The sequence below is a fragment of the Dyella flava genome (assembly GCF_016904955.1).
GTDB classification, from domain to species: domain Bacteria; phylum Pseudomonadota; class Gammaproteobacteria; order Xanthomonadales; family Rhodanobacteraceae; genus Dyella_B; species Dyella_B flava.
Map to the genome: position 1 here is coordinate 325,653 of NZ_JADIKE010000037.1, position 25,243 is coordinate 350,895.

The 25,243-nt window shown below is 61.6% G+C and carries 16 protein-coding genes; 9 read left to right on the plus strand and 7 right to left on the minus strand.

From position 1 onward, the window contains the following. Nucleotides 1-315 precede the first annotated feature (315 nt). The 7 genes from ISP19_RS14780 to ISP19_RS14810 all read left to right on the plus strand — a co-directional run bounded on the left by ISP19_RS14780 (nucleotide 316) and on the right by ISP19_RS14810 (nucleotide 9,330). Nucleotides 316-885 carry a fimbrial protein gene (locus ISP19_RS14780; RefSeq protein ID WP_204683170.1) on the plus strand — a complete coding sequence of 190 codons (570 nt, stop codon included), beginning with the start codon at nucleotides 316-318 and terminating at the stop codon, nucleotides 883-885. Nucleotides 886-1,495: 610 nt separating this feature from the next. Continuing rightward, a complete protein-coding gene (locus ISP19_RS14785) occupies nucleotides 1,496-2,065 on the plus strand; it encodes a fimbrial protein (protein ID WP_204683171.1) in 570 nt (189 codons plus the stop codon). A 135-nt stretch (nucleotides 2,066-2,200) separates the two neighbouring features. Continuing rightward, the gene (locus ISP19_RS14790; protein ID WP_204683172.1) at nucleotides 2,201-2,959 is read left to right on the plus strand and encodes a fimbrial biogenesis chaperone; all 759 of its coding nucleotides are present in this window, start codon (nucleotides 2,201-2,203) and stop codon (nucleotides 2,957-2,959) included. 130 nt (nucleotides 2,960-3,089) lie between these two features. Further along, nucleotides 3,090-5,849: a fimbria/pilus outer membrane usher protein gene (locus tag ISP19_RS14795; protein ID WP_204683173.1), complete on the plus strand. Its 2,760-nt coding sequence runs from the start codon at nucleotides 3,090-3,092 to the stop codon at nucleotides 5,847-5,849. A gap of 120 nt (nucleotides 5,850-5,969) precedes the next feature. Further along, nucleotides 5,970-7,088 (plus strand): fimbrial protein, encoded by a 1,119-nt coding sequence (locus ISP19_RS14800; protein ID WP_204683174.1) that lies wholly within the window; start codon nucleotides 5,970-5,972, stop codon nucleotides 7,086-7,088. Nucleotides 7,089-7,459: 371 nt separating this feature from the next. After that, the gene (locus tag ISP19_RS14805; protein WP_204683175.1) at nucleotides 7,460-8,446 is read left to right on the plus strand and encodes a fimbrial protein; all 987 of its coding nucleotides are present in this window, start codon (nucleotides 7,460-7,462) and stop codon (nucleotides 8,444-8,446) included. Nucleotides 8,447-8,817: 371 nt separating this feature from the next. Continuing rightward, a complete protein-coding gene (locus ISP19_RS14810) occupies nucleotides 8,818-9,330 on the plus strand; it encodes an REP-associated tyrosine transposase (RefSeq protein WP_204683176.1) in 513 nt (170 codons plus the stop codon). 236 nt (nucleotides 9,331-9,566) lie between these two features. Here the strand turns inward: ISP19_RS14810 and ISP19_RS14815 are convergent, their stop codons facing one another. Further along, nucleotides 9,567-11,030 (minus strand): MFS transporter, encoded by a 1,464-nt coding sequence (locus ISP19_RS14815; protein ID WP_204683177.1) that lies wholly within the window; start codon nucleotides 11,028-11,030, stop codon nucleotides 9,567-9,569. Nucleotides 11,031-11,237: 207 nt separating this feature from the next. Here ISP19_RS14815 and ISP19_RS14820 point away from each other — a divergent pair, with 207 nt between their 5' ends. Beyond that, nucleotides 11,238-14,594, plus strand: coding sequence for a GH92 family glycosyl hydrolase (locus ISP19_RS14820; protein WP_204683178.1), 3,357 nt, complete (start codon nucleotides 11,238-11,240; stop codon nucleotides 14,592-14,594). A gap of 657 nt (nucleotides 14,595-15,251) precedes the next feature. Beyond that, complete coding sequence (locus tag ISP19_RS14825; protein ID WP_204683179.1) at nucleotides 15,252-17,336, plus strand: M13 family metallopeptidase; 2,085 nt, start codon at nucleotides 15,252-15,254, stop codon at nucleotides 17,334-17,336. Nucleotides 17,337-17,561: 225 nt separating this feature from the next. On the opposite strand, the gene ISP19_RS14830 is transcribed toward ISP19_RS14825, so the two are convergent. The 6 genes from ISP19_RS14830 to ISP19_RS14855 form a co-directional block, all read right to left on the minus strand. Further along, the gene (locus ISP19_RS14830; RefSeq protein ID WP_204683180.1) at nucleotides 17,562-17,948 is read right to left on the minus strand and encodes a TIGR03067 domain-containing protein; all 387 of its coding nucleotides are present in this window, start codon (nucleotides 17,946-17,948) and stop codon (nucleotides 17,562-17,564) included. A 120-nt stretch (nucleotides 17,949-18,068) separates the two neighbouring features. Beyond that, nucleotides 18,069-18,401: a hypothetical protein gene (locus tag ISP19_RS14835; protein WP_204683181.1), complete on the minus strand. Its 333-nt coding sequence runs from the start codon at nucleotides 18,399-18,401 to the stop codon at nucleotides 18,069-18,071. An 825-nt stretch (nucleotides 18,402-19,226) separates the two neighbouring features. Further along, on the minus strand, nucleotides 19,227-20,585 hold the full coding sequence (gene murD / locus ISP19_RS14840; RefSeq protein WP_204683182.1) for a UDP-N-acetylmuramoyl-L-alanine--D-glutamate ligase: 1,359 nt from the start codon (nucleotides 20,583-20,585) through the stop codon (nucleotides 19,227-19,229). Between the two features lies 1 nt (nucleotide 20,586). Then, a complete protein-coding gene (gene murL / locus ISP19_RS14845; protein ID WP_204683183.1) occupies nucleotides 20,587-21,942 on the minus strand; it encodes a UDP-N-acetyl-alpha-D-muramoyl-L-alanyl-L-glutamate epimerase in 1,356 nt (451 codons plus the stop codon). Nucleotides 21,943-22,065: 123 nt separating this feature from the next. Beyond that, a complete protein-coding gene (locus tag ISP19_RS14850; protein WP_204683184.1) occupies nucleotides 22,066-22,446 on the minus strand; it encodes an endonuclease domain-containing protein in 381 nt (126 codons plus the stop codon). Nucleotides 22,447-22,618: 172 nt separating this feature from the next. Next, nucleotides 22,619-25,231, minus strand: a complete 2,613-nt coding sequence (locus ISP19_RS14855) for a bifunctional aspartate kinase/diaminopimelate decarboxylase (RefSeq protein WP_204683185.1) — start codon at nucleotides 25,229-25,231, stop codon at nucleotides 22,619-22,621. Nucleotides 25,232-25,243: the final 12 nt, after the last annotated feature.

Consider the following 25,243-nt stretch of genomic DNA (forward strand, 5'->3'; position numbering starts at 1 on the left):
AACGGTTTGGGCTTGTCTGCGAAAAGCCGTGTGACTGGGGTTGTTTTTGTGCGCGGATGGTTTTTTGGTATGTCGAAGATGGCGGTGTTGGAGTGCGCTGGCGCTTACTCCAACCTACACCTACGTCGCAGCGTAAAACATCTTTTCGACATCATACGAATGGCTTTTTTAGGCCGGTCCTAAAGCCTTCAAAGCGGCCAGGCGTCACCCTATTACCCCCCCAACAAAACATTCACTCCTACGAGTGAAGGTCCACCGGCGCAGGCCGCAAAAAACGGGGGGCACGCATGCGTCAAATCCTAAGGAACGTTACTCATGAAAAAGTTGATTTTGTCCGCCGCCTTGATCGCTGGTCTAGGCGCGCTCGCTTCGCAAGCCGCCATGGCCGCCGACGGCACCATTACTTTCAACGGCAATATCTCGGCCGTCACCTGCTCGGTTCACGGCGGCACGCCCGGTTCGGGCAGCGGTAACTTCCCCGTCAATCTGCCGTCGGTGGCAGCCTCGGCCTTCGCGGACGGTGTCGGCAGCGTTGCCGGTGCCACGCCGTATAACATCTATGTGGGCGCTGCAGGCGAGGCCGGTTGCACCAACGGCACGCAGGTAAGCGTGCACTACGAGCCGACCAGCCCGCGCGTCGATACCACCACTGGCAACCTGAGTCTTGATAACACCGCAGGTGCCGCCACCGGCGTACAGCTGCAACTGCTCAACGGCGGCGACAAGAGCGTGATCAACCTGGCCACCGCGCCGGACTCGACGCCGGTTACGGTAGCCGACAACACCGCCACGCTGCCGTTCTACGCGCAGTACGTATCGACCGGGGCCGATGTTACGGCCGGCCCGGCGAACAGCTCGGTACTGTATTCGGTCGAGTACAACTGATCCAACGGCCGCGTCGCGTCGCGCCGCGGCCTTTTCTCACGGGCAGCAACCCTGCACGGCAAGACCTCGATCCACCTGTGACAACACACAGGTGGATCGCCTTAGTCCATGACCTCCCGACGATGACAACCATGCGCCCTCTGACGCGCCATCTCGCTTGTCGCCAGCGCGATGGCAAATATCGATGCATTGGCAACGATGTACGCGCGACCCGCTTCCAACGGCACTCCCGCGCGACTCTTTGGCCGGCGCATCCCATGCGCGGCAACGACATCATCAAAACACCGGCCATGCGTACGAGCTGCCAGCGCCGATCAAGCGCCGGTCATCAACCCGTGACGCCATTCAAGATTCAGTCTGGCATTTCCACGCGAAACGTCAGCACAAAGGTGCTGGATGGATCAGCTAGCGATGGCTTCATACCCAGTCAAAGACATGTTTTCAGAATCGTCCTAATGCACTTTAGGAATACTCCTAAATCTTTCCTGGGAACTCGACGTCATCCTAATCACACCCCCGAACACGCTCTTTCCTACGAGTGAAGGTCCACCGACGCAAGTCGCACGACAACGGGGGTGTCACCCACGTCCATTCCCAAGGAACACTACTTATGAAAAAGCTGATTTTGTCCGCTGCCATGATCGCCGGCCTGGGCATGCTCGCCTCGCAGGCGGCCATGGCCGCCGATGGCACCATTACCTTCAACGGCAGCATCTCTGCCGTCACCTGCACCGTTCACGGCGGCACCGCCGGTTCGAACAGCGGTAACTTCACCGTCACTCTACCCACGGTTGCGTCCTCGGCCTTCGCCAGTGGCGTAGGCAGCACCGCCGGTGCCACGCCCTATAACATCTATGTGGGCGCTGCAGGCGAGGCCGGCTGCACCAACGGCACGCAGGTAAGCGTGCACTACGAGCCGACCAGCCCGCGCGTCGATCCCGCCACCGGCAACCTGAAGCTCGATACCGGCACAGGTGTGGCCACCGGCGTGCAGCTGCAGCTGCTCAACGCGGGCAACCAGAGCGCGATCAACCTGGCCAACGCGCCGGACTCGACGCCGATCACGATTGCCGGCAACACCGCCACGCTGCCGTTCTACGCGCAGTACGTGTCGACCGCGACCGGTGTTACCGCCGGCACGGCCAACAGTTCGGTGCTTTATACGGTCAAGTACAACTGATCCCAAGGCCGCGGCGCAGTGCCATGCCATGCGGCCTTCCCTTTCCACCACAGCACGGCACCACAACTCAACGATCCATCCGCAACCACACGCCGATGGATCACTCCAATTCATAACCTCTCGAGTATCACAACCATGCGCCATCTGACACGCTACCTCGGTTACGTCGCCGCTGCCGGCCTGTGCCTTGCGGGGTTTATCGGCACCGATGCCCACGCGGGTATCGTGATCACCGGTACACGCGCGATTTATCCCGCCGCCGACCGCGAGATCACCATCGGGCTGACCAACGACGAAAAGAAAACGCCACGTCTGGTCCAGGCCTGGATCGACGGCGGCGATGCGACCATCTCCCCGGACAAGGCCGACGTGCCTTTCCATATCACCCCACCGGTTTTCCGCATGGAACCCGGTGCCAGTCAGTCGCTGCGCGTGGTGTACACCAAGGAGCCACTGCCGACTGACAAGGAATCCCTGTTCTGGTTGAACGTGCTCGAAGTGCCGCCGAAGTCGACCGATGCGGCCGACGCCAACGTGCTGCAGTTCGCCTTCCGCACGCGTATCAAACTGTTTTTCCGTCCTGACGGACTGCGTGGCCAAGCGCAGGATGCGCCCAAGGCCTTGACCTGGACGCTGGCGAACAACGGCAGCAGCAGTGCACTGCAGGTAAACAACCCCACGCCTTACTACGTGTCGTTCCAGAGCGTAGCGCTGGCCCAAGGCGACAAGCTGGACGAAGCGTCGGACGACATGAGCATGGTCGCTCCCTTCGGAACGCTCAGCATCTCGCTGAAGAACAAGATTGCGACTCCGGCCGCCAACGCCGAAGTGCGCTTCAAGACCATCAATGATGCCGGCGGATTCGTACCGTTCACGGCACCGCTGAAGCCGTAAGTCGTCCGGGCGGACGCCCGGCACTCGCTCCACCCCGCTTTCCCACTGGGCCTCTTGACGGAGGAGGGGGAGCAGCAGCCTGGCGCATCGCGCGCTCGACCGATCAACGCATTATCTGAGGAACCCGACCATGACATCGTTGCGAACCCACACCCGCCTTCGACGCAACGGATTCGCACCCGCACAGCGCCTGCTGAGCACGCTGATCCTCGGCGCGCTGACGCCCGGTGCATCGATGGCGGCGGCCATGGCAGCATCACCGGCCGAGGCCACGTTCGAGACGGATTTCCTGTCCGCCGGCAAGCACGTGGACATGTCGCGCTTCGCCAAGGGCAACGTGGTCCTGCCGGATACCTACCGCGTCGACATCATCGTCAACCAGAACTGGCTGGGCCGCGAGGATGTCACGTTCAAGGACATGCCCGGCAGTGCCAGCGCCGTGCCCTGCTTCGACCGCGCCACGCTGGCCAAATGGGGCATCAATCTGGACAAGGTGGCCAGAGGCGATGGCACCCGTAGCGACGAAGAGGTGCAGCGATACACCTTTGCTTCCGACACCCTGTGCGGCGATCTCGACACCTTCATTCCCGGTGCCACGCTCCACTTCGATGCCAGCGCGAGCGCGCTCAACATCACCGTGCCGCAGCTGTTCATGGACAACAGCGCGCGCGGCTATGTCGATCCCTCGCAATGGGACAAGGGCATCGACGCCGGCCTCCTCGCCTACAACTTCGTCTCGTCGCACACGGCGGGGCCGCGCAGCAGCACCCAGTCGTACCTGGGTCTCAATGCCGGCGTCAACCTGGGCGAATGGCATCTGCGCCACCAAGGCTCGCTGCAATGGAATTCCCGTAGCAGCAGCAAGAATTATCAAAACACCGCCACCTATGTGCAGCGCGATATTCCCGCGCTGAAGGCGCAGCTCATGGTGGGCGACACCTTCACCAGCGGCCAGATTGCCGACAGCATCCGCGTGCGTGGCGTGAGCCTTTACAGCGATCCGCGCATGTATCCGCAATCCCAGCAAGGCTATGCGCCGGTGGTGCGTGGCGTGGCGGAAGGCAACGCGCGCGTCGCCATCCGCCAGAACGGCTATGTGATCTACGAGACCACCGTCGCGCCGGGTCCGTTCGAGATCAACGACCTGTTCCCGACCGGTTACGGCGGCGACCTGGAAGTCACCGTCACCGAAACCGACGGCCGCAAGAACACCTTCCTGGTGCCTTACACCGCCGTGCCGCAGTTGCTGCGCCCGGGCCAGACCCAATTCAGCGCCACCGCGGGCCAGTTACGCCAGTACGGCACCCAGGGCAGTACGCCGTGGGTGGCTCAGGGCACCTGGCAGCATGGTTTCAACAACACGTTCACCGGCTTTGGCGCCGTCACCGCGTCGCAGGGCTACACCCAGCTCAACGCCGGTACCGCCATCAACACACGCTACGGCACCTTGGCACTTAACCTGTCCGCGTCGAACACCCAGCTGCCGAATGCCAAGAGCCTGCAGGGCCAGAGCCTGGGGCTCACCTTCAGCAAAAACTTCAATAACGCGGGCACCAATCTGTCCCTGGGCGCTTATCGCTATTCCACCAGCGGCTACCTGGGCCTGCTCGATGCCGTGAACATGCGGGACATCGCGCGCCATGGCGGTGACCTCAGCCAGTACGCGCACCAGCGCAGCCGCCTCGATCTCAACATCAGCCAGAAGATCGGCCAGGGCCAGTTGTTCTTCAGCGGCAGCAGCACCGATTACTGGGGCGGCAGCGGTCGCCAGATCTCCTACTCCGCCGGCTACAGCTCCAGCTTCAAGTCGGTGAGCTGGAGCGTGTCCGCGCAACGCACGCGCACCCAGGGCACCTCGTACAACGCGCCCCTGCAAACCCAGGCCGACCTGGCCGACGACATTTTCTATGGTCCGGGGCGCGTCACGCCCAGCACCACCGACAATCGCATCATGTTCACCCTGTCGATGCCGCTCGGCACAGCGCCCAAGGCACCGACGCTCAACACTTACCTCACCAACACGACCGGCAGTAGTCCCAGCAAGAGCGTGCAGGTGGGTGTCAGCGGCACGGCCGGCAAGAACAACAACATCACCTACAACGCGTCGGCCAATCGCAACATCGACCAGAGCAGCAGCCAATACTTCAACGCCAACCTCGGCTACCAGGCGAGCTACGCCAACCTGCGTGGCGGCTATAGCCGCAGCGGCAACGCCAATCAGATCTCGGCATCCGCCGACGGCGGTGTGATCATTCATGCCGGTGGCGTGCAATTCGCGCAGCAGCTGGGCGACACCATTGGTCTGGTCGAAGCGCCCGGTGCGGCCGGTGCATCGATCTCCAACGCGGTGGGTGTGCGCGTCGGCAACAACGGCTATGCCGTGGTGCCTTACCTCATGCCCTACCAGCTCAACACCGTCAACCTTGATCCCAAGGGCGCTTCCGACGATCTGGAACTGAAGAACACTTCCGCCACCGTCGCCCCGCGCCTGGGTGCCGTGGTCAAGCTGAAGTACCAGACCGAAAGCGGCCGCGCCGTCATCATCAAGGCGACGCAGCCCAACGGCGAGCCGCTGCCCTTCGCGGCGGACGTGCTCGACGACCAGGGCAAGAGCGTGGGTAGCGTCGGGCAGGCCAGCAAGCTGTTTGTGCGTGGCATCGCCGACCGGGGCTCACTGCTGGTCAAGTGGGGTGACTCCGCGGACAGCGAGTGCCGCATCGCTTATCAGCTGCCATCGCTGGAGAAGGGCAAGCAGCAAAACGCTGCGGTCGTGCAAGGGCAATGCGCGCAAGGCAACGCATCGGCGATGGCCTTGCCTGCTCACGCTTCGGCAAGCCACGGCGGACAGAGCGGACTCACCGTCCGCGACGACAACAACCTGACCTGGTGACTCAGCCTACCTGCAGAGCAAGAGCATCGGGCTATCGGGCGATTTTTCATTCAAACGCAGAAAGACAACTTTATCGAAGCAACACCATTCGAGATCATGATTTTTAAGAGGAACCTTCAAATGACTTCCAGTCTGTACAAACCAAGCCGCTTACTCGGACTGTCCAGATGGCTGGCATCCGGTCTCCTGCTTATTGGGGCAAGTATCCTGCTGCCGAACCTGGCGCAAGCCGCACAGATCAACTGCAGTGTGTTCAAGGACAATCCTGGCTACTCGGGAATCGTGAACGTCTTCGGCCCCGTCACGTACTCGATACCGGCACCCGCGACCCTCAACGTTTCAGCAGCCACTCCAGTGGGCACGGTGCTTTCGACGCAAAGGGCCAATCCTTCGCAAGGGGGTACCATCGCGTCCTGTTTAGGGCCGGTGGGAAGCATCTACTCCTACAGCATGGCAGGCACGATGCAGCGTTTCACCACATCGGCCGGCATCGCCTATGTCTATGCCACCAATATTCCGGGAATTGGCATCCGCGTTAGTTATCCCAACCCAGTCTCAGTAGATACCCTGAGCTGGTCAGGTAACAATAATTCAACCATTAACAACCCAGGTCCGGGGGAAGGGATTGGAACGGCCACCCTCGCGACGGTGGAATGGATTAAAACCGCTACCACCGTGGGCAACGGAACCATCTCGGCGGGAACGGTCGGTATCGTTATGTTCAATAGCGTCCAGATCGCCAGCATTAATCTCATCGGAGCGACGAACATTGTTTCGCCCACTCCGCCAACGTGTTCCGTCAACGCCAATTCCACCCAGACGGTCAGCTTGGGTGCCTATACGACGACGCAGTTTACCGGCGTGGGAAGCATGACGCCGGCCAAGGCATTCAACGTCAATTTCAATTGTTCGGGCGGCACCGCGGGTCAGTCGACCAGGGTTTACATCACCATGACCGATGCCACCGTTCCTGCGAATAGAACAAATAACCTCAACCTGGCAGCAGGATCGACGGCCAGCGGCGTGGCCGTGCGCATTCGGCGAAACAGCGGTGCTACCGACGTTTTATTTGGCGCAGACTCCGCGACCATCGGCAACGCCAACCAATGGCAGGCCGGTACTGTCGCAACCGGAACAAACACGTTTTCCGTTCCCTTGCAGGCAAGCATGATCCAGACCGGAGCGCTGGCAACCGGCAGCGTATCGGCCAAGGCCACTTTCACCGTGGCTTATAACTGATCGCAAGCGGAAACAACGCCGCATGCCGCCGACCCGGCCGAAAGCCGGGTCGGCATTCTTCTGAAACGCAAATCCGCTGCAAATCGCGTATGGCGTATCGCGTAGGTTGGAGTAAGCGCCAGCGCACTCCAACACCGCCATCTCTGACATGGCGGTGAATCATTGCTGGCCCAGGGATGTTTTTGGCGCAAGACATGACATGGCGACGTTGGAGTGCGCTGGCGCTTACTCCAACCTACGTGACCGCGAGGGCAATGCGTGTCAGACACCGTTGCCATGGCTCGATGAATGCGTCATGAAAAAAATAAATACCACTTCCAACATTTTCTAGCGATGCACCTTATAACAAGGCATTTTTTGGGAGTTCTACGATGAATAGGTTTACCCATTTGCTCGTCTTCATCGGCCTGCTAATACTCTGGGGCATGGCGCCATCGAAAGCCCATGCCTGTACTTATAACCTCAACTTCACCGGACCTGCGTCGATCAGTGTTGACCCATCGATTCCCGTAGGAAGTGTGCTCTGGGGTGGCAATGTGACCTCGCCCGCCACATCCGACCCAACTCAGTGCGTTGCTGGAACGTTTGACCTAGTGACTGAAGGCAGCACTGCTTACCTGGGTAATAATCTCTATGCCACGAACATACCGGGGGTCGCAGCTCGCATGAGGATGGCCACGAACTGCGCCACCGGCGAATGGTTCCCTTCAACCTGCAGATTAGGTTTAGGAGGCCCCACGTTTAGTTGGCCTGCCCAAACCATGGTGTTTCAGTTCGTCAAGACAGGCCCCGTGGGTAGCGGATCGTTAAGCGGAGTTTTCGGGCGTTGGCGCATTACCTCTAGCTATCCACAGGTATACACCACCTTATCGTGGGCAAGGCCGATTCAGGTTGTCCTCACCACGCCAACTTGTTCCGTCAACGCCAATTCCACCCAGACAGTCAACCTTGGCAACTATACGGCCGGGCAGTTTACCGGCGTGGGGAGCATGACGCCGCCGCAGGCATTCAATATCAATTTCAATTGTGCGGGCGGCACGGCAGGTGGCACGAGAAACATCTACATCACCATGACCGATGCCACCGTTCCTGCGAATAGAACGAGTAATCTCAACTTGGCACCGGGATCGACGGCGGGCGGTGTCGCCGTACGGATCCAACGCAATGGCGGTGCCACCGACGTTTTATTCGGCGCAGACTCCGCGGACATCGGCAACGCCAACCAATGGCTGGCCGGTACGGTCGCGACGGGAACAGGCACGTTTGCCGCCCCCTTGCAGGCGCGCATGGTGCAGACCGGAACGGTGGCAACCGGCAGCGTATCCGCCAAGGCCACCTTCACCGTGGCTTATAACTGACCGCAAGCAGAAACAACGCCGCATGCCGCCGACCCGGTTGAAAGCCGGGTCGGCATCCTTCTGAAACGCAAATCCGCCACGAATCGCGTATCGCATATCGTGTACCGCGTAGGTTGGAGTAAGCGCCAGCGCACTCCAACATTGCCATCTCTGACACAACGATCAATCATCACCGAACCAGGGCTATTTTATTCGTAAGACACGACATGGCGACGTTGGGGTGCGCTTCGCTTACCACCAACCTACACATCGCGCGGCGACATCACGCGGTGGCATCGCGCCACAACATCGCGCGTTGCGATGCGGGTTGGTGGTCCGCCAACATCGCCAAATAAAACCTCAACCCATGTCCACCCGCCACGGAGGGCGATATGCGTTATCGACGGACCCAAGCTCCCGGCGGCACATTCTTCTTCACGGTCAATCTCGCTGATCGGTCCAGCTCCTTGTTGACAGAACGCATCGCCGTATTGCGCCACGCCGTCACGGTGGTGAAGCAGCGCCATCCTTTTCACATCACCGCGTGGGTCGTTCTCCCCGAGCACATGCATGCCGTATGGCGCATGCCCGCCGAGGACGGGAACTATTCGATGCGCTGGATGTTGATCAAACAGACGTTCTCCAAGGCTATCGAAGCACGCGGCGTTGCTTGCGCCTCGAAACGGCGCAAAGGCGAACGTGAGATTTGGCAGCGGCGTTTTTGGGAACATCAGATCAGAAACGACCTCGACCTTCAGCGCCATGTGGATTATGTGCATATAAACCCGGTGAAGCATCGATATGTCACACGCGCCAGCGATTGGGCGTATTCGTCGATTCATCGATATATTCGACGTGGCGACATCTCCCCCGATTGGGCATGCGACCACCATGTAACGCAATAACGTAGGTTGGAGTAAGCGCCAGCGCACTCCAACGCCGCCATCTCTGACATGGCGAGGAATCATTGCTGGCCAAGGATGTCTTTGGCGCAGGACATGACATGGCGGTGAATCACCAACCCGTGGCTGTTTTAATTGCAAGACAGGACATGGCGATGTTGGAGTGCGCTGGCGCTTACTCCAACCTACGCGGCTGCGGTTCAACCTGCGCGGTTAGGTATGGGTTGATGTGTGCGCGGTCAATGTACGGTAACGGTTTGCTCTTGCGCCGTCGCACCCGCTGTGCGCAACAGCGTGGCGCTGAGCAGGGCGCCTAGCGCGGCGAAGCAGGCGCCGGCGAAGAATGCCCACCGATAACCTGCTGCAAGCGCTGCCGCATGCGAGATGCCCGCGGCCCACACGCTTTGCGTACGCGCTTCGGCCAGCGTCGCGAGCACCGCCAGGCCGAGCGAGCCACCCATCATGAAAGAGGTATTGACCACGCCGGAAGCGAGACCGGATTCGCTCGGGCCTACATCACTCATCGCCGCCAGCAAAACCGGATTGAAGGCCACGCCGGCACCGACGCCAAGCAGCAACATGCCGGGGAGGATCACGTTGATAAACCCGCCGTGTTCCGTTGCCCGCGCAAAACACAACAAGCCACACGCTGCCAGCGCCAGACCGACCGCCAACGGCCGACGAATGCCAAATCGCATCACCAGCTTGGCCGACAAGCCCAGCGAGAACGCCGCCATGATCAGGTTGGCGGGCAGAAACGCCAAGCCGACTTGCATCGGTCCATAGCCCAGCACCAATTGCATATACAGCGCGGAGAGAAAAAACCACGCAAACATGGCCGCCGCCCACAGCACGCCGGCCACATTCGCCACCGCCAGGTTGCGCAGCTTGAACAGACGCAAGGGCATCAGCGGCACCTGCACGCGCGTTTCGATCCACAGAAACAGCAACAGCAACGCCAGCGCCACACCCAGCTGGCCAAGTGTCTGCGCCGACTCCCACCCGGACTGGCTGCCGTTGATGATGGCGTAGACCGCCAACATCAGCGCGGCTGTGACGGTGACGGCGCCGAATACATCGAGATGCCGCGAGGTGGCGGTGGCCGGCGCCTTCGGCACCAAACGCCATGCGGCCGCTACCACCGCCGCACCGATCGGCAGATTCACCAGAAACACCCAGTGCCAGCTCAGGCTGCTGGTCAGCAGACCACCGAGCATCGCGCCGAGACTGCCGCCGCCGGCACAGACGAAACCAAACACGCCCATCGCCTTGGCGCGATCGCCCGGCTCGGTAAACAGATCCATGATCAACGACAACGCCGCCGCCGAGACCACCGCCCCACCCAGCCCCTGCACGCTACGCGCGATCACCAGCGCGGATTGCGTAGTTGACAAACCGCAGGCCAGCGAAGTGAGGGTGAACGCGGCGATGCCGAGCAGGAACAGGCGGCGATGTCCGTACAGATCGCCCAAGCGGCCGCCCAGCAGCAGAAAGCCGCCGTAGGTGAGCATGTAGGCATTGACCACCCAGGCCAGCGCGGTGTCGCCGAAATGCAGATCGGTTTTGATCGACGGCAGTGCGACATTAACGATGGTGGTGTCCAGCACGATCATCAGCTCGCCCAGGCATAACAGCACCAGCGCCAGCCAGCGGCGGTCCGGGTGCGTGGCAAGATGAGGCGCGTGGTCGTCGGAGGTAGTCATGCTTGCTCCATTAAAAGTGTTGGCAGCGCGAGTGCGCCGCCTTTACGGGTACGTCGAACGAGCCGGGCCGGCATCGACCGCCCTGCCCCGACCGGCACATACGCGCAACGTGCTGCACTGCAGTTTGACAGGCTTAATTTAGATCGATTCAAATCCAAGTTTCGGCGCTTTCCATTGGCGCCGCGCACGATCCGATAGGGGTGACAGATGCACATCGCACCAGGTTCTACCGCAGTCACGTTCCGGCGGAAACTGCTTTTCTTCGGGCTGGCCCTGTTTACCACCGTCGCCTGCGCGGATCAGCCCGACACTTTCTTCCGATCGTTCGAACCGGGCGAGCCCGCGCCGATCGCCAGCGCGCCCGGCGCCCCGTTCCACGTGGACGTCGCCGGCGGCCCTTCCGCCAAGGACGCTTACAGCGCCAAATCCGGGGTCGGTTTCACCGGCCTGCATTCGTTGCACTATCAAGGCAATGCGGGCGGCAAACAGGAAACAACGCTGTTCAAGGTCGATCTGCCGGTACAGGCCGATACGCAACTTTCCTATCTGCTGTTTCCCTGCATCGTCGCGAATGATCTGAGTGATCCAGCGACTTATGTCGCGATCGATCTGATCTTCGACGATGGCTCGCGCCTATCCATGCTCAACGCGCAGGACCAGCACCGCATTCCCGCCGATGCGCATGCCTTGGGCGCCAGCCGTACCGTGTATGTCAATCAGTGGAACAAGCTGTCGATCGATCTCGGCAAGGTCGCGGCCGGACGGCGGATTCGGCAGATTGTGCTGACGCACGACGGCCCGGCTGCGCACTTCGAAGGTTTTCTTGATGACCTGCGCATCGGCCCGGCCGTTGATGAATCGACCAACGAGCGCCCCAGCGATTACGTCTATACCCTGCGCGGCACCAATGCCGGCTATACCTTCTCGCGCGGCAACAATATCCCTGCGGTCACGCTACCGCACGGCTTCAACTTCTGGGTACCGGTCACCGACGCCGGCTCGGATTGGATGTATCAGTATCAGCAGCGCAATGACGCGAACAACCGGCCGCGCCTGGAAGCGTTTTCGCTATCGCACGAACCAAGCCCGTGGATGGGCGATCGCCAGACCTTCCAGATGATGCCCGAGGCCGTGGCCAGCGGCGCGCCGAGCGCCAACCGCGCAGCGCGCGCACTGAGCTTCAGCCATGCCAACGAAATCGCCCGTCCGTATTTCTACAAGGTGAGTTTCGACAACGGCATCGTGGGCGAGATGACGCCCACTGATCACGCCGCCATGCTGCGCTTCACCTTCCCCGGTAAGCGCGGCCAGCTCGTCTTCGACAATCGCACCAATGAAGGCGGTATCACGCTCGATCCCTCGCACCGCAGTTTCAGCGGTTACTCCGATGTCAAAAGCGATCTGTCCACCGGCGCGACGCGTTTGTTCTTCTACGCTGTGGTCGATCAGCCGGTGAGCGAAAGCGGGCGCTTGACCGGCGAAGGGCGCGATCATGTCAGCGCATGGTTCGGCTTCGATACCTCGAAGAACAAGACGCTGAATGTGCGCATCGCCACGTCGCTGATCAGCCTTGAGCAGGCCAAACACAATCTAGCGATGGAAATCGCGCCGGACGAAAGTTTCGATGCGGTGCGTGCGCAAGCGCAAGATATCTGGGACAAGCAGCTTGGCATCGTGCAGGTACAGGGCGCCAGTCACGGTGAGCTGGTGACGTTGTATTCCAATCTCTACCGCATGTTGATGTATCCCAACTCGGCCTATGAGAACACCGGCACCGCCGCGCAGCCGGTCTATCAATATGCCAGCCCGTTCTCGCCCGAAGTGGCAGCCGATACACCGACGCACACCGGCGCGCGCATCGTCGATGGCAAGGTGTTCGTCAATAATGGCTTCTGGGATACCTATCGCACCGCGTGGCCTGCCTATGCGCTGCTGATGCCGACCCAGGCCGGCGTGATGATCGACGGCTTTGTGCAGGAATATCGCGACGGCGGGTGGATTGCGCGCTGGTCGTCGCCCGGCTACGCCGATCTCATGGTCGGCACCAGCGCCGATGTCGCCTTCGCCGATGCCTGGCTGAAGGGCGTGCACAACTTCGATGTGCGTTCGTTCTATCAGGCGGCGCTGAAAGACGCGACCGTGGTCAGTCCCCTGCAAGGCACCGGACGCAAAGGACTGCAACGCTCCATCTTCAACGGCTATACCGATACCGCCATCAAGGAAGGTTTGTCGTGGTCGATGGACGGCTACATCGCCGACTTCGCCATCGGCAACCTGGCTGAAGCGCTGGCGACCCAGGACGATAAAAGCGATCCCTACGCGACACAGTATGCGCAAGACGCGACCTACTTCCGCAACCGCGCCCTGGACTACGTGAACCTGTTCGATCCCGATGTCGGCTTCTTTGTCGGCCGCGATGCGGCCGGTCACTGGCGCGTCGACAAGCAGCATTTCGATCCACTGGCCTGGGGTGGCGACTACACCGAAACCAATGCCTGGAACATGGCCTTCCACGCCCCCGAAGATGGCGCGGGCCTGGCGGGCTTGTACGGCGGACGCGCTGCACTGGCGGCCAAGCTCGACCAGTTCTTCGCCACGCCCGGGGTCTATCACATCGGTGACTACAGCCAGGCCATCCACGAGATGCGCGAAGCACAGGCCGTGCGCATGGGCCAGTACGGCCATAGCAATCAGCCCTCGCATCACATCATCTACATGTACGACTACACCGGCGAGCCGTGGAAAGCGCAGGACAAGGTGCGCGATGTGCTCTCCCGTCTGTATGTCGGCAGCAGCATCGGCCAGGGCTATCTGGGTGACGAAGACAACGGCGAGATGTCTGGCTGGTGGTTGTTCAGCGCCATGGGTTTCTATCCCCTGCGCATGGGCACGCCGGAGTATGTGATCGGCGCACCGTACTTCCCGCACATGGATATCACCCTGGAAAACGGCAAGCACATCGTCATCAATGCACCGCAGGTCAGCGATACCAATCGCTACGTGCAAAGCCTGCGCGTGAACGGGCAGCCGTGGAACAAACTTACCTTGCCGCATGCGCTGCTTGCGCAGGGCGCCACGCTCGATTTCACGATGGGGCCGAAGCCGTCGACCTGGGGCAGCGATGTGCAGGCCCTACCCGCCTCGCTTACTGTCGAAGGCAAACCTTCGCCGCTGCGCGATCTCGTTGGCCCGGGCCAAGGTCAGGCAAGCAGCGATCCGGCCATGCCTGATGTCAACGCGCTGTTCGATCACACCAGTGATACCGAAGCGCAACTGCCAGCGCATGCGGTTGTGAGCTGGCATTTCCCGCAACCGCACAGCATTGCGATGTATACGCTTACTTCCGGTGCTCGTGCCTCAGCTCCGTCGAACTGGAAGCTCGAAGCTTCCGATGATGGGTTGCATTGGACAACGCTGGATACACGCAGTGACGAACGCTTCGCGTGGGCGCGGCAGACGCGGGTGTTTGGTATCGGCGAGCCGGCGGCGCATTCGTATTACCGGTTGAGTTTTGATAACAGCGGGCCGACTGCGCTGGCCGAGATCGAATTGCTGGGCCGTTGAGGTCGCTTTGCTCCCTCTCCCCGGAGGGGCGAGGGAGAAGAGCGTGGCGCCTCGCACGTTGCAAGCTCGTGCCCCCTCTCCCCACCGGGGAGAGAGCCTGCCCCGGACTCGATCCGGGGGTTGGGGTGAGGGGCCGCGCTTGCCTCAAACGTCATAGCTACAGCGTGATGTCTTCTTAAATGCACTCGCGCTGCGCATCCACATCTTCGCAAGATTGTCCCCTCACCCCGGCCCTCTCCTCGCTCCTCAAAGCCGAGCACATCCATGTGCTCTCCCCGCGTGCCCCGGAGGGGCGAGGGAGAAGAGCGTGGCGCCTCGCACGTTGCAAGCTCTTGCCCCCTCTCCCCTCCGGGGAGAGAGCCTGCCCCGGACTTGATCCGGGGGTTGGGGTGAGGGGCCGCGCTTGCCTCAAACGTCATGGCTACAGCGTGATGTCTTCTTAAATCCACTCGCGCTGCGCATCCACATCTTCGCAAGATTGTCCCCCTCACCCAGGCCCTCTCCTCGCTCCTCAAAGCCGAGCACATCCATGTGCTCTCCCCGCGTGCCCCGGAGGGGAGAGGGGGAAGAGCCAAGGCCTCTAGTCCAAAAGTCATGCTCACAAGCTGGCGATGGCACACTATGGTGACGAGCTCAGACCCACACAAAGGTGTTGCCATGCAGCGATTTCGATGGATTCTCACGACGGCGGCGCTTGGCTGCGCCACCACCCTGATGGCGGCGCCGGCCGCGATGGATGGCGCCCCGGTCGCCAAGGCCAGCAACACCAACCTCGGCATCGACCTGAAGGGCATCGACCATACCGTACTGCCCGGCAACAATTTCTTTGACTACGCCAACGGCAACTGGCTGAAGACGGCGCAGATTCCGGCCGACCGCTCCAGCACCGGCACTTTCCTGCAAGTGTATGAGCTGGCCGAGAAGCGTACGGCGGAGCTGATCCGCAACATCGCCCAGGGCCATGCCGCGGCCGGTTCCAACGAGCGCAAGATTGCCGACTACTACGCTGCGTACATGGATGAGGCCAGCATCGAGAAGCACGGCCTCGCTCCGCTGAAGCCGCAGTTCGATCAGATCGACGCGATCAAGACCCGCGATGATCTGGCCAGCGTGCTCGGCAGCCAACAACGCGCCGATGTTGATCCGATCAACGCCACCCACTTCGATACCGAAAACCTGTTTGGCCTGTTCGTCACCCAGGGGCTGGAAGATCCTTCGCACCCGATGGCCTACCTGCTGCAAGGTGGTATCGCGATGCCCAGTCGCGATTATTACCTGTCGCAAGATCCGCAGATGGCCGCGTTCCGTGCCAAGTACCAGACGTACGTGACGTCGCTGCTGAAACTCGCCGGCACACCCGACGCCGAGGCGCAGGCCAAGGCGATCATCGCGCTGGAAACCAAGATCGCGCAGGCGCAGGAAAGCCTGGTCGACAGCCAGGATGTGCACAAGGCCAATAACGTGTGGAGCATGAGCGACTTCGCGCAGAAAGCGCCGGGGCTCAACTGGAATGCCTATTTCAAGGCAGCGGGTTTGTCCGATCAGCCGCATATCGATGTGTGGCAGCCCTCCGCCACCACCGGCATCGCCGCGCTGGTCGCCAGCGAACCGCTGGACACCTGGAAACAGTTGTTGCGCTACCACGCCCTCGATAAGGCGGCACCGTTGCTGCCGAAGGCCTATGCGGATCTCAACTTCGCTTTCTACGGCACCACGCTGCAGGGTACGCCCAAGCAGCAGGATCGCTGGAAGCTCGCCATCGCCGCCACGAATACCGACCTGGGCGACGCCGTCGGGCAGATCTATGTGAAGCATTACTTCCCCGCTTCGTCCAAGGCGAAGATGGAAGAAATGGTGAAGAACATCATTGCCGCCTTCGCCGACCGCGTCGATACGCTGGCCTGGATGACGCCTGCCACGCGCGCCAAGGCGAAGGAAAAGCTGGAAACCCTGCGCGTTGGCGTGGGCTACCCGGAAACCTGGCGCAGCTACAGCTCGCTCGACATTCGTGCTGACGATGCACTGGGCAATCACGAGCGTGCCGTCGCCCTGGAATACCAGCACCAGCTCGCCAAGCTGCATCAACCGGTGGATCGCGGCGAATGGTGGATGACGCCGCAAACGGTGAACGCGGTGAACCTGCCGTTGCAGAACGCACTGAACTTCCCCGCCGCGATCCTGCAGCCGCCGTTCTTCGATCCGAATGCGGATGCCGCCGCCAACTATGGTGCCATCGGAGCGATCATCGGCCACGAAATCAGCCATAGCTTCGACAACACCGGCGCTGATTTCGACGCACAGGGCAAGATGGAAAACTGGTGGACGCCGCAGGATGCCGCGCACTTCCAGCTGGCGACGCAAAAGCTGGTCAAGCAGTTCGACCAGTATGAAGCGCTGCCCGGCATCCACGTGAATGGTCAGCAGACGCTGGGTGAAAACATCGCCGATGTGTCGGGTCTTACCGTGGCTTATGCCGCTTATCACAAGTCGCTCGATGGCAAGCCGGCGCCGGTGATCGATGGTCTCACGGGTGATCAACGTTTCTTCCTCGCCTTCGGCCAGGCGTGGCGTTCGAAGATTCGCGACGCAGCGTTGCGTCAGCGTTTGGCTACCGATGTGCATGCGCCGGCTAACTTCCGTGCGCTGACGGTGCGCAATATCGATGGGTGGTATGACGCGTTTAGTGTGAAGCCGGGTGAGAAGCTTTATTTGGCGCCGGATGATCGGGTGAAGATCTGGTAAACACGCCATCTACCTACTCCCTCTCCCCTCCGGGGCACGCGGGGAGAGCACATGGATGTGCTCGGCTTTGAGGAGCGAGGAGAGGGTTGGGGTGAGGGGCTGCGCTTGCCTCGAACGTCATGGCTACGGTGTTATGTTTTTTAGTGCGCTCACGCTGCGTATAAACATCTTCGCAAGATTGGCCCCTCACCCCGGCCCTCTCCCCGGAGGGGAGAGGGGGAAGAGCTACCTGCGAACAAACGTCCGCATCGTCTGCCCACGCTCCGTACGAAACACCGTAGGCCGCGGACAACCTTCATCAGCGGCAATAAACACAAAGTGATCACCGTCGAGCACGTAACTCGCGGGCAAATGTTTTCCAGCATCCTCACCGATCGCATCGATCCAGGTGATGGCTTTGGGTGTAGCCGACGCATCAAGCGTAAAACTACCTTCCAGCAAAAGATCACCCTCGCGCGTGCGTACCGCGAAGTGCTGACCACTGAAGATAGTGATGGCACCAGGCGCGCCATACTCGTCGGGCGGGTTGGCGATGCCGTCCGCCTCATGCGCCACTTGCTCCCACGTGCCCTGCAACGCGGCAAGGTCGCGAGCTGAAAGATCGTCATGCATACGCGCACTGGCCCCTGATGGCGTTTGAACAGGCGGCCATTCTAAGTGTCATCGCGCCAGGTGCGGCACATCGACCTCCAGGCGATGTGCCGCGGTAACGATCATACAGACCCTGGCGCGTTACCCAATGGGCTCAAGCATGAGCCGTTCGGCGAATTGGTCGAGCAGTTCGCTCGCCACCAGCAGACCAGCGCTCGTCACGGGTGTAAGTGGCCATTGATCCGGCTGTACGTTCAACCCGTTGTCGATCGCCTCGTAATAGGCATCACTGTCAGCGAGCAGGCAATTGATGACAGTGTTTGCCTCGAAGATGCAGGCGATGAGGTGGTCAATGTCTGGTGGCGATGGCTCGCCCGTGTCCAGCGAATCGGGCGCAACGCCGTGCAGATGGGTACGTAGGTGGTCGGAAATTCCCGACAGGCGTGAAGGTGCCGTATGATCCGGCTTAGCCATTTCAGCTACTCCTGTTAGTTGTTGTGGTCAGCGGGTCGTGGGAGTTCGCACCTCTCACGATCCGCGATTCTCACAGCATGATTGCCATGGTCATCGATGTTGCCTCGGAAGACTTGTCGATGACGTTCACAAAATATCGAGTTGCGGTGCTTTCGTATGTAGGCGGATGCCGCTTTTTCGTTACGTACAATTACTAACTTGATGCAACTGTCGTGCTTGCGGCGTTTTGCTCCCTCTCCCCTCCGGGGCACGCGGGGAGAGCACATGGATGTGCTCGGTTTTGAGGAGCGAGGAGAGGGTTGGGGTGAGGGGCTGCGCTTGCCTCGAACTTTATGGCTACAGCGCGCATCTTCTTCATGCGCTCACGCTGCGCACCTACTTCTTCGCGAGGCTGGCCCCTCACCTCAGTCCTCTCCCCGGAGGGGAGAGGAGGAAAAGCGTTGATGCTGCGTATCAACTTCTTCGCGAGGTTGGCCCCTCACCTCGGTCCTCTCCCCGGAGGGGAGAGGAGGAAAAGCGGTTTGCGGCGATGTGTCGTGCTTGCGATGCTCTGCTCCCTCTCCCCTCCGGGGAGAGGGTTGGGGTGAGGGGCTGCGCTTGCCTCGGACGTTGTGGCAATAGCGTTATTTCTTTTAATGCACTCGCGCTGCGCATCCACATCTTCGCAAGATTGTCCCCCTCACCTCAGTCCTCTCCCCGGAGGGGAGAGGAGGAAAAGCGTTGACGCTGCGCATCTACTTCTTCGCGAGGTTGGCCCCTCACCCCAGCCCCCGGATCAAGTCCGGGGCAGGCTCTCTATCCCCGAAGGGGAGAGGGAGCAAAAGCTTAGGCGATGCCCATGCCGGCGATACCGGCGATCTCTGCATCGTCAAACCCGGCCATGCCGGCAAAGCGGCGGCCGCGTTCGGCGTAATCGTGATACTGATCGAAACTCGGCGCGCCCGGCGAAAGCAGCACGGTGCCGCCTTGCGGTGTCACGATGCGCGCCATCTCGACGGCGTCGGTGAGTTTGTCGACATCACCTAACGGCACTTCTGATTTGGCGGCACGCAAGGCCGCTGCAATGCGCGGACCGTTGCTGCCCTGGGTGATGATGCGCAAGGCCGTGCGCGATTTGACCGCCTCGACAAATGCGCTCCAATCCAGCCCGCGATCATGTCCACCGACAATCACGGTAACTTCGCGCCCGTGCAAACTCTCCAAGGCCGCGAGCGTTGCCTGCGGCGTGGTGCTGATGGAGTCGTTGATCCATTGCAAACCATCACGCTCACCCAGCGGTTGCAGGCGGTGCGGCAGCGGGCGGAAGCTTGCCAGGGCTGGTGCAGCGGCGATGGCGTCGTGGCCCATGGCATCCAGGGCTGCGAGGGCGGCGCAGGCGTTCAGCGCGTTGTGCGCGCCGGGCACGGCGATGCGTTCCAGCGCCAACACTTCCGTCGCGCCACGACGAATAAAGCCATTCGCCACATGCCAGCCTTCCGGCTGACCGAATAACAGGCGATGCGCATGGTTGGCGGTTTTTTCCAACAGCGATGCCTGCTCGCCATTCACCAACAAGCGACGAGCGACATCGGCCAGCTTGAGCTTGTCGGCGACGTAACGCTCGCGGGTGCCGTGCCAATCCAGGTGTTCTTCGTAAAGGCTGGTGATGACGCCGAGTTCGAGCGGGCCGGCTTCGCCGGTCTGGAAGCTGGATAGTTCGATGGCCCATAGCTCGGCTTGCTCATCGAGCAATTCGAGCATGGGCAAGCCGATATTGCCGGCCAATGCGGTGCGGATACCGAGCGCGCGGGCAAGATGCGCAAGCAAGGCGGTGGTGGTGCTTTTGCCCTTGGTGCCGGTGACCGCCACGACGTGCGCTTGCGGATTTTCGCCAAACCACAAGGCGGTGCCGGACGTGAAGCGCGTGCCTTGCGCCTTTGCGGTGACAACGGCGGGTTTGTAGGCGGAAATGCCGGGTGATTTGATGACGATGTCGTAGGCGCTCAGCGCGACGGCATCGGGTTCATGCGGATAGACGCGCAGTGCCGCATCGAAGGCCTGCGCGTCGGCGGCTTCGGCTTCACCGCAATAAAGCGCCAGCGATAATTCGGGCCGACGTTTGCGCAGCGCATGAATCGCCGCGCGCCCTTCCCTGCCGAAACCCCAGATCGCGACGCGCTGACCGGCCAGCTCCGCAATACGCATATCAGCCGATCGCTGCCAGTGCAGCTTGCAGGCGGGTCGGCACGCGGTGTTCGCTGGACGCTTGCAGCCAGGGCTCCAGTGCCAGTTCCGCGACGTTGAGCTGCGGCAGGATCTCGCTGCGGAAGCGTGCGACGAGTGCATCTTCCTGCCATTCCGGTCGCTGGCTCAGTGCATACATGGCTGCACGCGCTTCGGCGCCCTCGCCCACGCATTCGAAGGGTTTGTGGTCGTGATATTCCAGCAGTGCATCGAAACCGGCGGCTTGCGTTTCGTCATCCAGCAGGTTGCGGCCGAAGATGCCGAGCAAGCGCGGCTTGGGCAGGAACGGCGCCAGCGCGAGGAATACGAAATGGCATTTGGGGCACTGGCCGCACCAGCGATCGGCCGGTTTCGGGCCGAGGATCTTGAAGTTGCGGTTGCAGCTGGAGAAGACGTCAAAGTACGGCGTGAGCCTGGCGAAGGCACGGGTAATCGCCAGTTCCGAATAGGGGCGCAGCAGCGAGCAATAATCGAGATCGGTGGCGACGTGCGTGTGCAGCCAGTCGCTGAACATCTGCTCGAACGTGTAGCCCTTGCTCCACTGGTGATTCACCTGCTGGCCTTCGTATTCCAGCGTGGCGGCGGAGGCGGAGCGTTCGTTGGCGAAAGCGATGCTGTCGTAGCCGTAGAGAATCGCCGCCACCGCGAGAATCGCCGAGTTCACCGCGGTCACCGGGATGTGGCCGTTCCATGCGCCAAGGCGGTTGAGTTCGAACAGACCCGGCGCGAGTTCGCGTTGGATGTTGAGCGTGGGCAAGCCGGTGCGTTCTGCGCAGGCCGCGATCAAGGGGGAGTTGCCGACCCATACTGCCGTCGCCTCACCGCCGATCTGTTTGATCGCTTCCACAGCGACGAGGGAATCCTTGCCGCCGCCGATGGGAACCAGAGTGCGCTTGGGCAGGTTGAGTGTTGCGGCGAGTGTGTGCCCCTCAGCCTGGGGTGAAGCACTGCGTGGGAAGGCAATGCGTCCACGCAGATCGAGACCATTGCGATACGCGAACTCGGCCAGGCCGTGCAGGTAGAGCGCTTCGAGCAGGTTCGCCGTTGCGTCGTCCAGCGGGCCGTCCGCCAGCTCGATCCTGGGTGGAATGCCAGCCTTGTAGTAGCTGACGCCGGCAAAGAGGTGCAGCAGCTTCAGCGCTGCATCGAAGGCGGGCTTGCGCTCGGCGGACACGGGGGGTGCAGCGGGAAAGCTCACCCGTTCGATCAATTCCTCGCCCTGGTCGAAGGCGTACACCAGCTCGGCTACGCCGTTGGTGTAGCTGCAGCGCACGAAGCGGAAGACCTGGGTCAGGCGGGGTTGGATCGGTTGGGTCACTCAAAAGCTCCGGATCGATGTTCTAACACTTCGCGAGGTTGGCCCCTCACCCCAGCCCTCTCCCCGGAGGGGAGAGGGGGAAGAGCGGGCGGCTTCACCTCCCCGAGAGAGGGGAAGCGAGCTTTACTCCCTCTCCCCTCCGGGGAGAGGGCTGGGGTGAGGGGCCACTCTTGCCACCGCCCCCAAAATCACCTCAAGCACCGCCTCGATATTCGTCAACACGTCATTGTTCCAGAAACGCAGCACGCGGTAACCCAGTGATTCGAGTCGACGTGTGCGATCAGCATCCGCTGCCATCATTTCTGCATGTTGTCCGCCGTCCAGTTCCACAATCAAGCTCGCTTCGGGACAGACGAAATCGACGATGTAGCGATCGATTTCATGCTGGCGACGGAATTTGCTTCCCATCAAGTGTCGATTGCGTAGATAGCGCCAAAGCAGATGTTCGGCGTCCGTCATGTTGCGGCGCAGTCCGCGCGCCCGATCGACGTGCATGCGTTTCATCCTGATACGCGCTCCTTGGGCTTTGCTCCTTCTCCCCTCCGGGGAGAAGGTTGGGATGAGGGGGCAACCTTGCGAAAAAGCACAAGCGAAGCCCAGCTCCGAACTTTACTCAGTGCGAGGTTGTCCCCTCACCCTGCCCTCTCCCCGGAGGGGAGAGGGGAAAAGCTTGCGGCTACTCGATGACGATCTCTTCCGCCTCATCGCGCAGATTGTACGGGGAGGACATGACCTTGCCGTAGGCGCCGGCCTGGGCGATCAGCATCACGTCGCCTTCCTGCGCTTCCGGCAGGCGGCGGTCGGAGCCGATCACGTCGCCGCTTTCGCAGATCGGGCCGACCACCTGGTACAAGGCGGTGGCGGGCTGATCGAGGCGGGTGAGGTTCACGATCTCGTGCCAGGCGTCGTACAGCGCCGGGCGGATCAGGCTGTTCATGCCGGTATCCACGCCGAGATAGCGCCAGGAGCCTTTGCCCTTCTGCTGGGTTACCCGGGTGAGGAGCACGCCCGCATCCGCGACCAGATAGCGGCCCGGTTCCATCCACAGCTGGTAATGCGGATAGGCGGACTTGACCTTGCGCAGCACTTCTTCCAGCGCGGCGATATCGAGGCGCGATTCGCCCGGATGCGAAGGCACGCCAAGGCCACCGCCGATGTCCAGGAAGGTGACGCTGCCGATGCGTTCGGCCAGACTGGCGAGCTGGTTATAGACCTCACCCCAATGCTTGTCGTCGAGGATGCCCGAGCCCAGATGCGCATGCAGGCCACGCACGGTCACGTTGTGGGTATCGGCAAGACGCAGGAAGGCATCGATCTGGTCGACCGGCAAGCCGAACTTGCTGCCGCTGCCGCCGGTACGCACTTTCTCGTGATGGCCCAGGCCGCGGCCAAGGTCCACGCGCAGTACGATCTCGCGTCCACGGAACACCTCGCCCCAATGCTCCAGCGGATAGAGCGAGTCGAGCGATACGGTGGCGCGCGTGCTCAAGGCCCAGGCGTAATCTTCGCGCGGCGCGAAGTTGGGCGTGAACAGCAGCGGTGCGGATTCGGGCACCACCGCCATCACCGCCTTCAATTCGCCGGGCGACACGCATTCGAAGCCGAAACCTTCCTCGGCCAGTGCGCGCAGAATGCCCGGATGCGTGTTCGCCTTGACCGCGTAATGCAGGCGATCGACCGCGGCAAGTGTTTTCAGCTCGCGCGCCTGCGCGCGGACCGTCGGCAAGTGATAGACGTAGCGCGGCGTGGCTTCGGCACCGAGGGCAAGCAGTTGCTCACGGCGTGACGAACGCCACCACGCATCACCAGTAGCAGGTGTTTCACCACTGCCGTACAAGGTTTGCCAGCTTTGTCCGAACAACGCGCTGTCGTCGGTGCGCAGGGCGCCGGCGGTGATCAGCATTTCGTGCAGACGCGGCACCAGTTCGTCGACCACGCTCTCGTCCACCACGAAGGTGAGGTTGAGGTTGTTCGACGATTGCGAAATCAGGTGCACGCGCAATTGGCCGAATTCGGCCAGCACGCCGGACAAGGTGTGCAGCATCGAGCGCATGCCGCGACCGACCAGGGTGATCGCCGCGCACGGTGCAATCACCTTCACGCGACATACCTTGGCCAGGTCGCTGGCCAGCGCGGCCACCGCATCGGAATCGAGCAGGTTTTCGGTGGGATCGAGCGACACGGTCACGTTGGTTTCGGCCGAACTGATCAGGTCCACCGACAGGCCGTGCTGCTTGAAGTGCGCGAACACGTCGGCAAGAAAGCCGACCTGCTGCCACATGCCGACCGATTCCATCGAGACCAGGGTAAGGCCCTTGCGCGCGCTGATCGCTTTTACGCTCGGCGCATGCTCGCGCACTTCCGGGCCGATCACGGTGCCTTCCAGCTCGGGCCGGTTGGTGTCCTTGATCAACATCGGCACACGCGGTTCGCGCAGCGGCGAGAGACAGCGCGGGTGCAGCACCTTGGCGCCGGTGGAGGCGATTTCCTGGGCTTCCTCGTAGTCCAGCTTCTGCAGCAGCCGCGCGCCGGCGACCTGGCGCGGATTGGCGGTGAACATGCCGGCTACGTCGGTCCAGATTTCCACGCGCTGTGCTTTGAGCAACGCGCCGAAATACGAGGCCGAGGTATCCGAGCCGCCACGCCCGAGCAGCACGGTGCGGCCCTGCGATTCGCGCGCAATGAAGCCTTGCGTGATGAACACTTCGCCACGTTGCGCCAGACGCGCATTCAGGGCCGGATCGGGCTTGGCTTCGACCATCGCCGATAACAGCTTGCTGCGTTCGTTCTGGTTGGGCAGCGAGGCCGCGGCAAGGCAGTCGCGCGCATCCACCCATTGCGTAGGCAGGCCGCTGTGGCTCAGGAAAGCTGCGCCGAGCGCGCTGGACATCAACTCGCCATGCGCCTGCACCAGCGCAGACCAGGCAAGCTCGCCCAACGCGGCGGGCCCTTCTTCGGCCAGCTTGGCCAGATCGGCCAGCCGCGTGCCGAGTGCATCCGGAACCGCCAGTTGCATGTGATCGAGCAAGTCGTAATGCCGTTGCGCGATCGCCTTCGCAGCCTCGATACGTTTGCCTTTTTCTTCCTGCGCGCACATCTGTTTGAGTGCGTCGGTGATGCCGGTGAGCGCGGACACGACCACCAGCACGCGTGCGTCTTCGGCGCGGCGGCTGGCAACGAGCTCACGGATGTTCTGCCAGCGTGGCAGGGTGGCGACACTGGTGCCGCCAAACTTCATCACGATCCAGGGGGCGCCGCTGGTAAGTGGCGCGGAGGCATTCGAGGTCACGGTTTCTCTGTC

Coding starts and splice junctions, on each gene's coding strand:
- ISP19_RS14780 (WP_204683170.1), top strand. CDS start 316: ATGAAAAAGTTGATTTTGTCCGCCGCCTTGATCGCTGGTCTAGGCGCG.
- ISP19_RS14785 (WP_204683171.1), top strand. CDS start 1,496: ATGAAAAAGCTGATTTTGTCCGCTGCCATGATCGCCGGCCTGGGCATG.
- ISP19_RS14790 (WP_204683172.1), top strand. CDS start 2,201: ATGCGCCATCTGACACGCTACCTCGGTTACGTCGCCGCTGCCGGCCTG.
- ISP19_RS14795 (WP_204683173.1), top strand. CDS start 3,090: ATGACATCGTTGCGAACCCACACCCGCCTTCGACGCAACGGATTCGCA.
- ISP19_RS14800 (WP_204683174.1), top strand. CDS start 5,970: ATGACTTCCAGTCTGTACAAACCAAGCCGCTTACTCGGACTGTCCAGA.
- ISP19_RS14805 (WP_204683175.1), top strand. CDS start 7,460: ATGAATAGGTTTACCCATTTGCTCGTCTTCATCGGCCTGCTAATACTC.
- ISP19_RS14810 (WP_204683176.1), top strand. CDS start 8,818: ATGCGTTATCGACGGACCCAAGCTCCCGGCGGCACATTCTTCTTCACG.
- ISP19_RS14815 (WP_204683177.1), bottom strand. CDS start 11,030: ATGACTACCTCCGACGACCACGCGCCTCATCTTGCCACGCACCCGGAC.
- ISP19_RS14820 (WP_204683178.1), top strand. CDS start 11,238: ATGCACATCGCACCAGGTTCTACCGCAGTCACGTTCCGGCGGAAACTG.
- ISP19_RS14825 (WP_204683179.1), top strand. CDS start 15,252: ATGCAGCGATTTCGATGGATTCTCACGACGGCGGCGCTTGGCTGCGCC.
- ISP19_RS14830 (WP_204683180.1), bottom strand. CDS start 17,948: ATGCATGACGATCTTTCAGCTCGCGACCTTGCCGCGTTGCAGGGCACG.
- ISP19_RS14835 (WP_204683181.1), bottom strand. CDS start 18,401: ATGGCTAAGCCGGATCATACGGCACCTTCACGCCTGTCGGGAATTTCC.
- murD (WP_204683182.1), bottom strand. CDS start 20,585: ATGCGTATTGCGGAGCTGGCCGGTCAGCGCGTCGCGATCTGGGGTTTC.
- ISP19_RS14850 (WP_204683184.1), bottom strand. CDS start 22,446: ATGAAACGCATGCACGTCGATCGGGCGCGCGGACTGCGCCGCAACATG.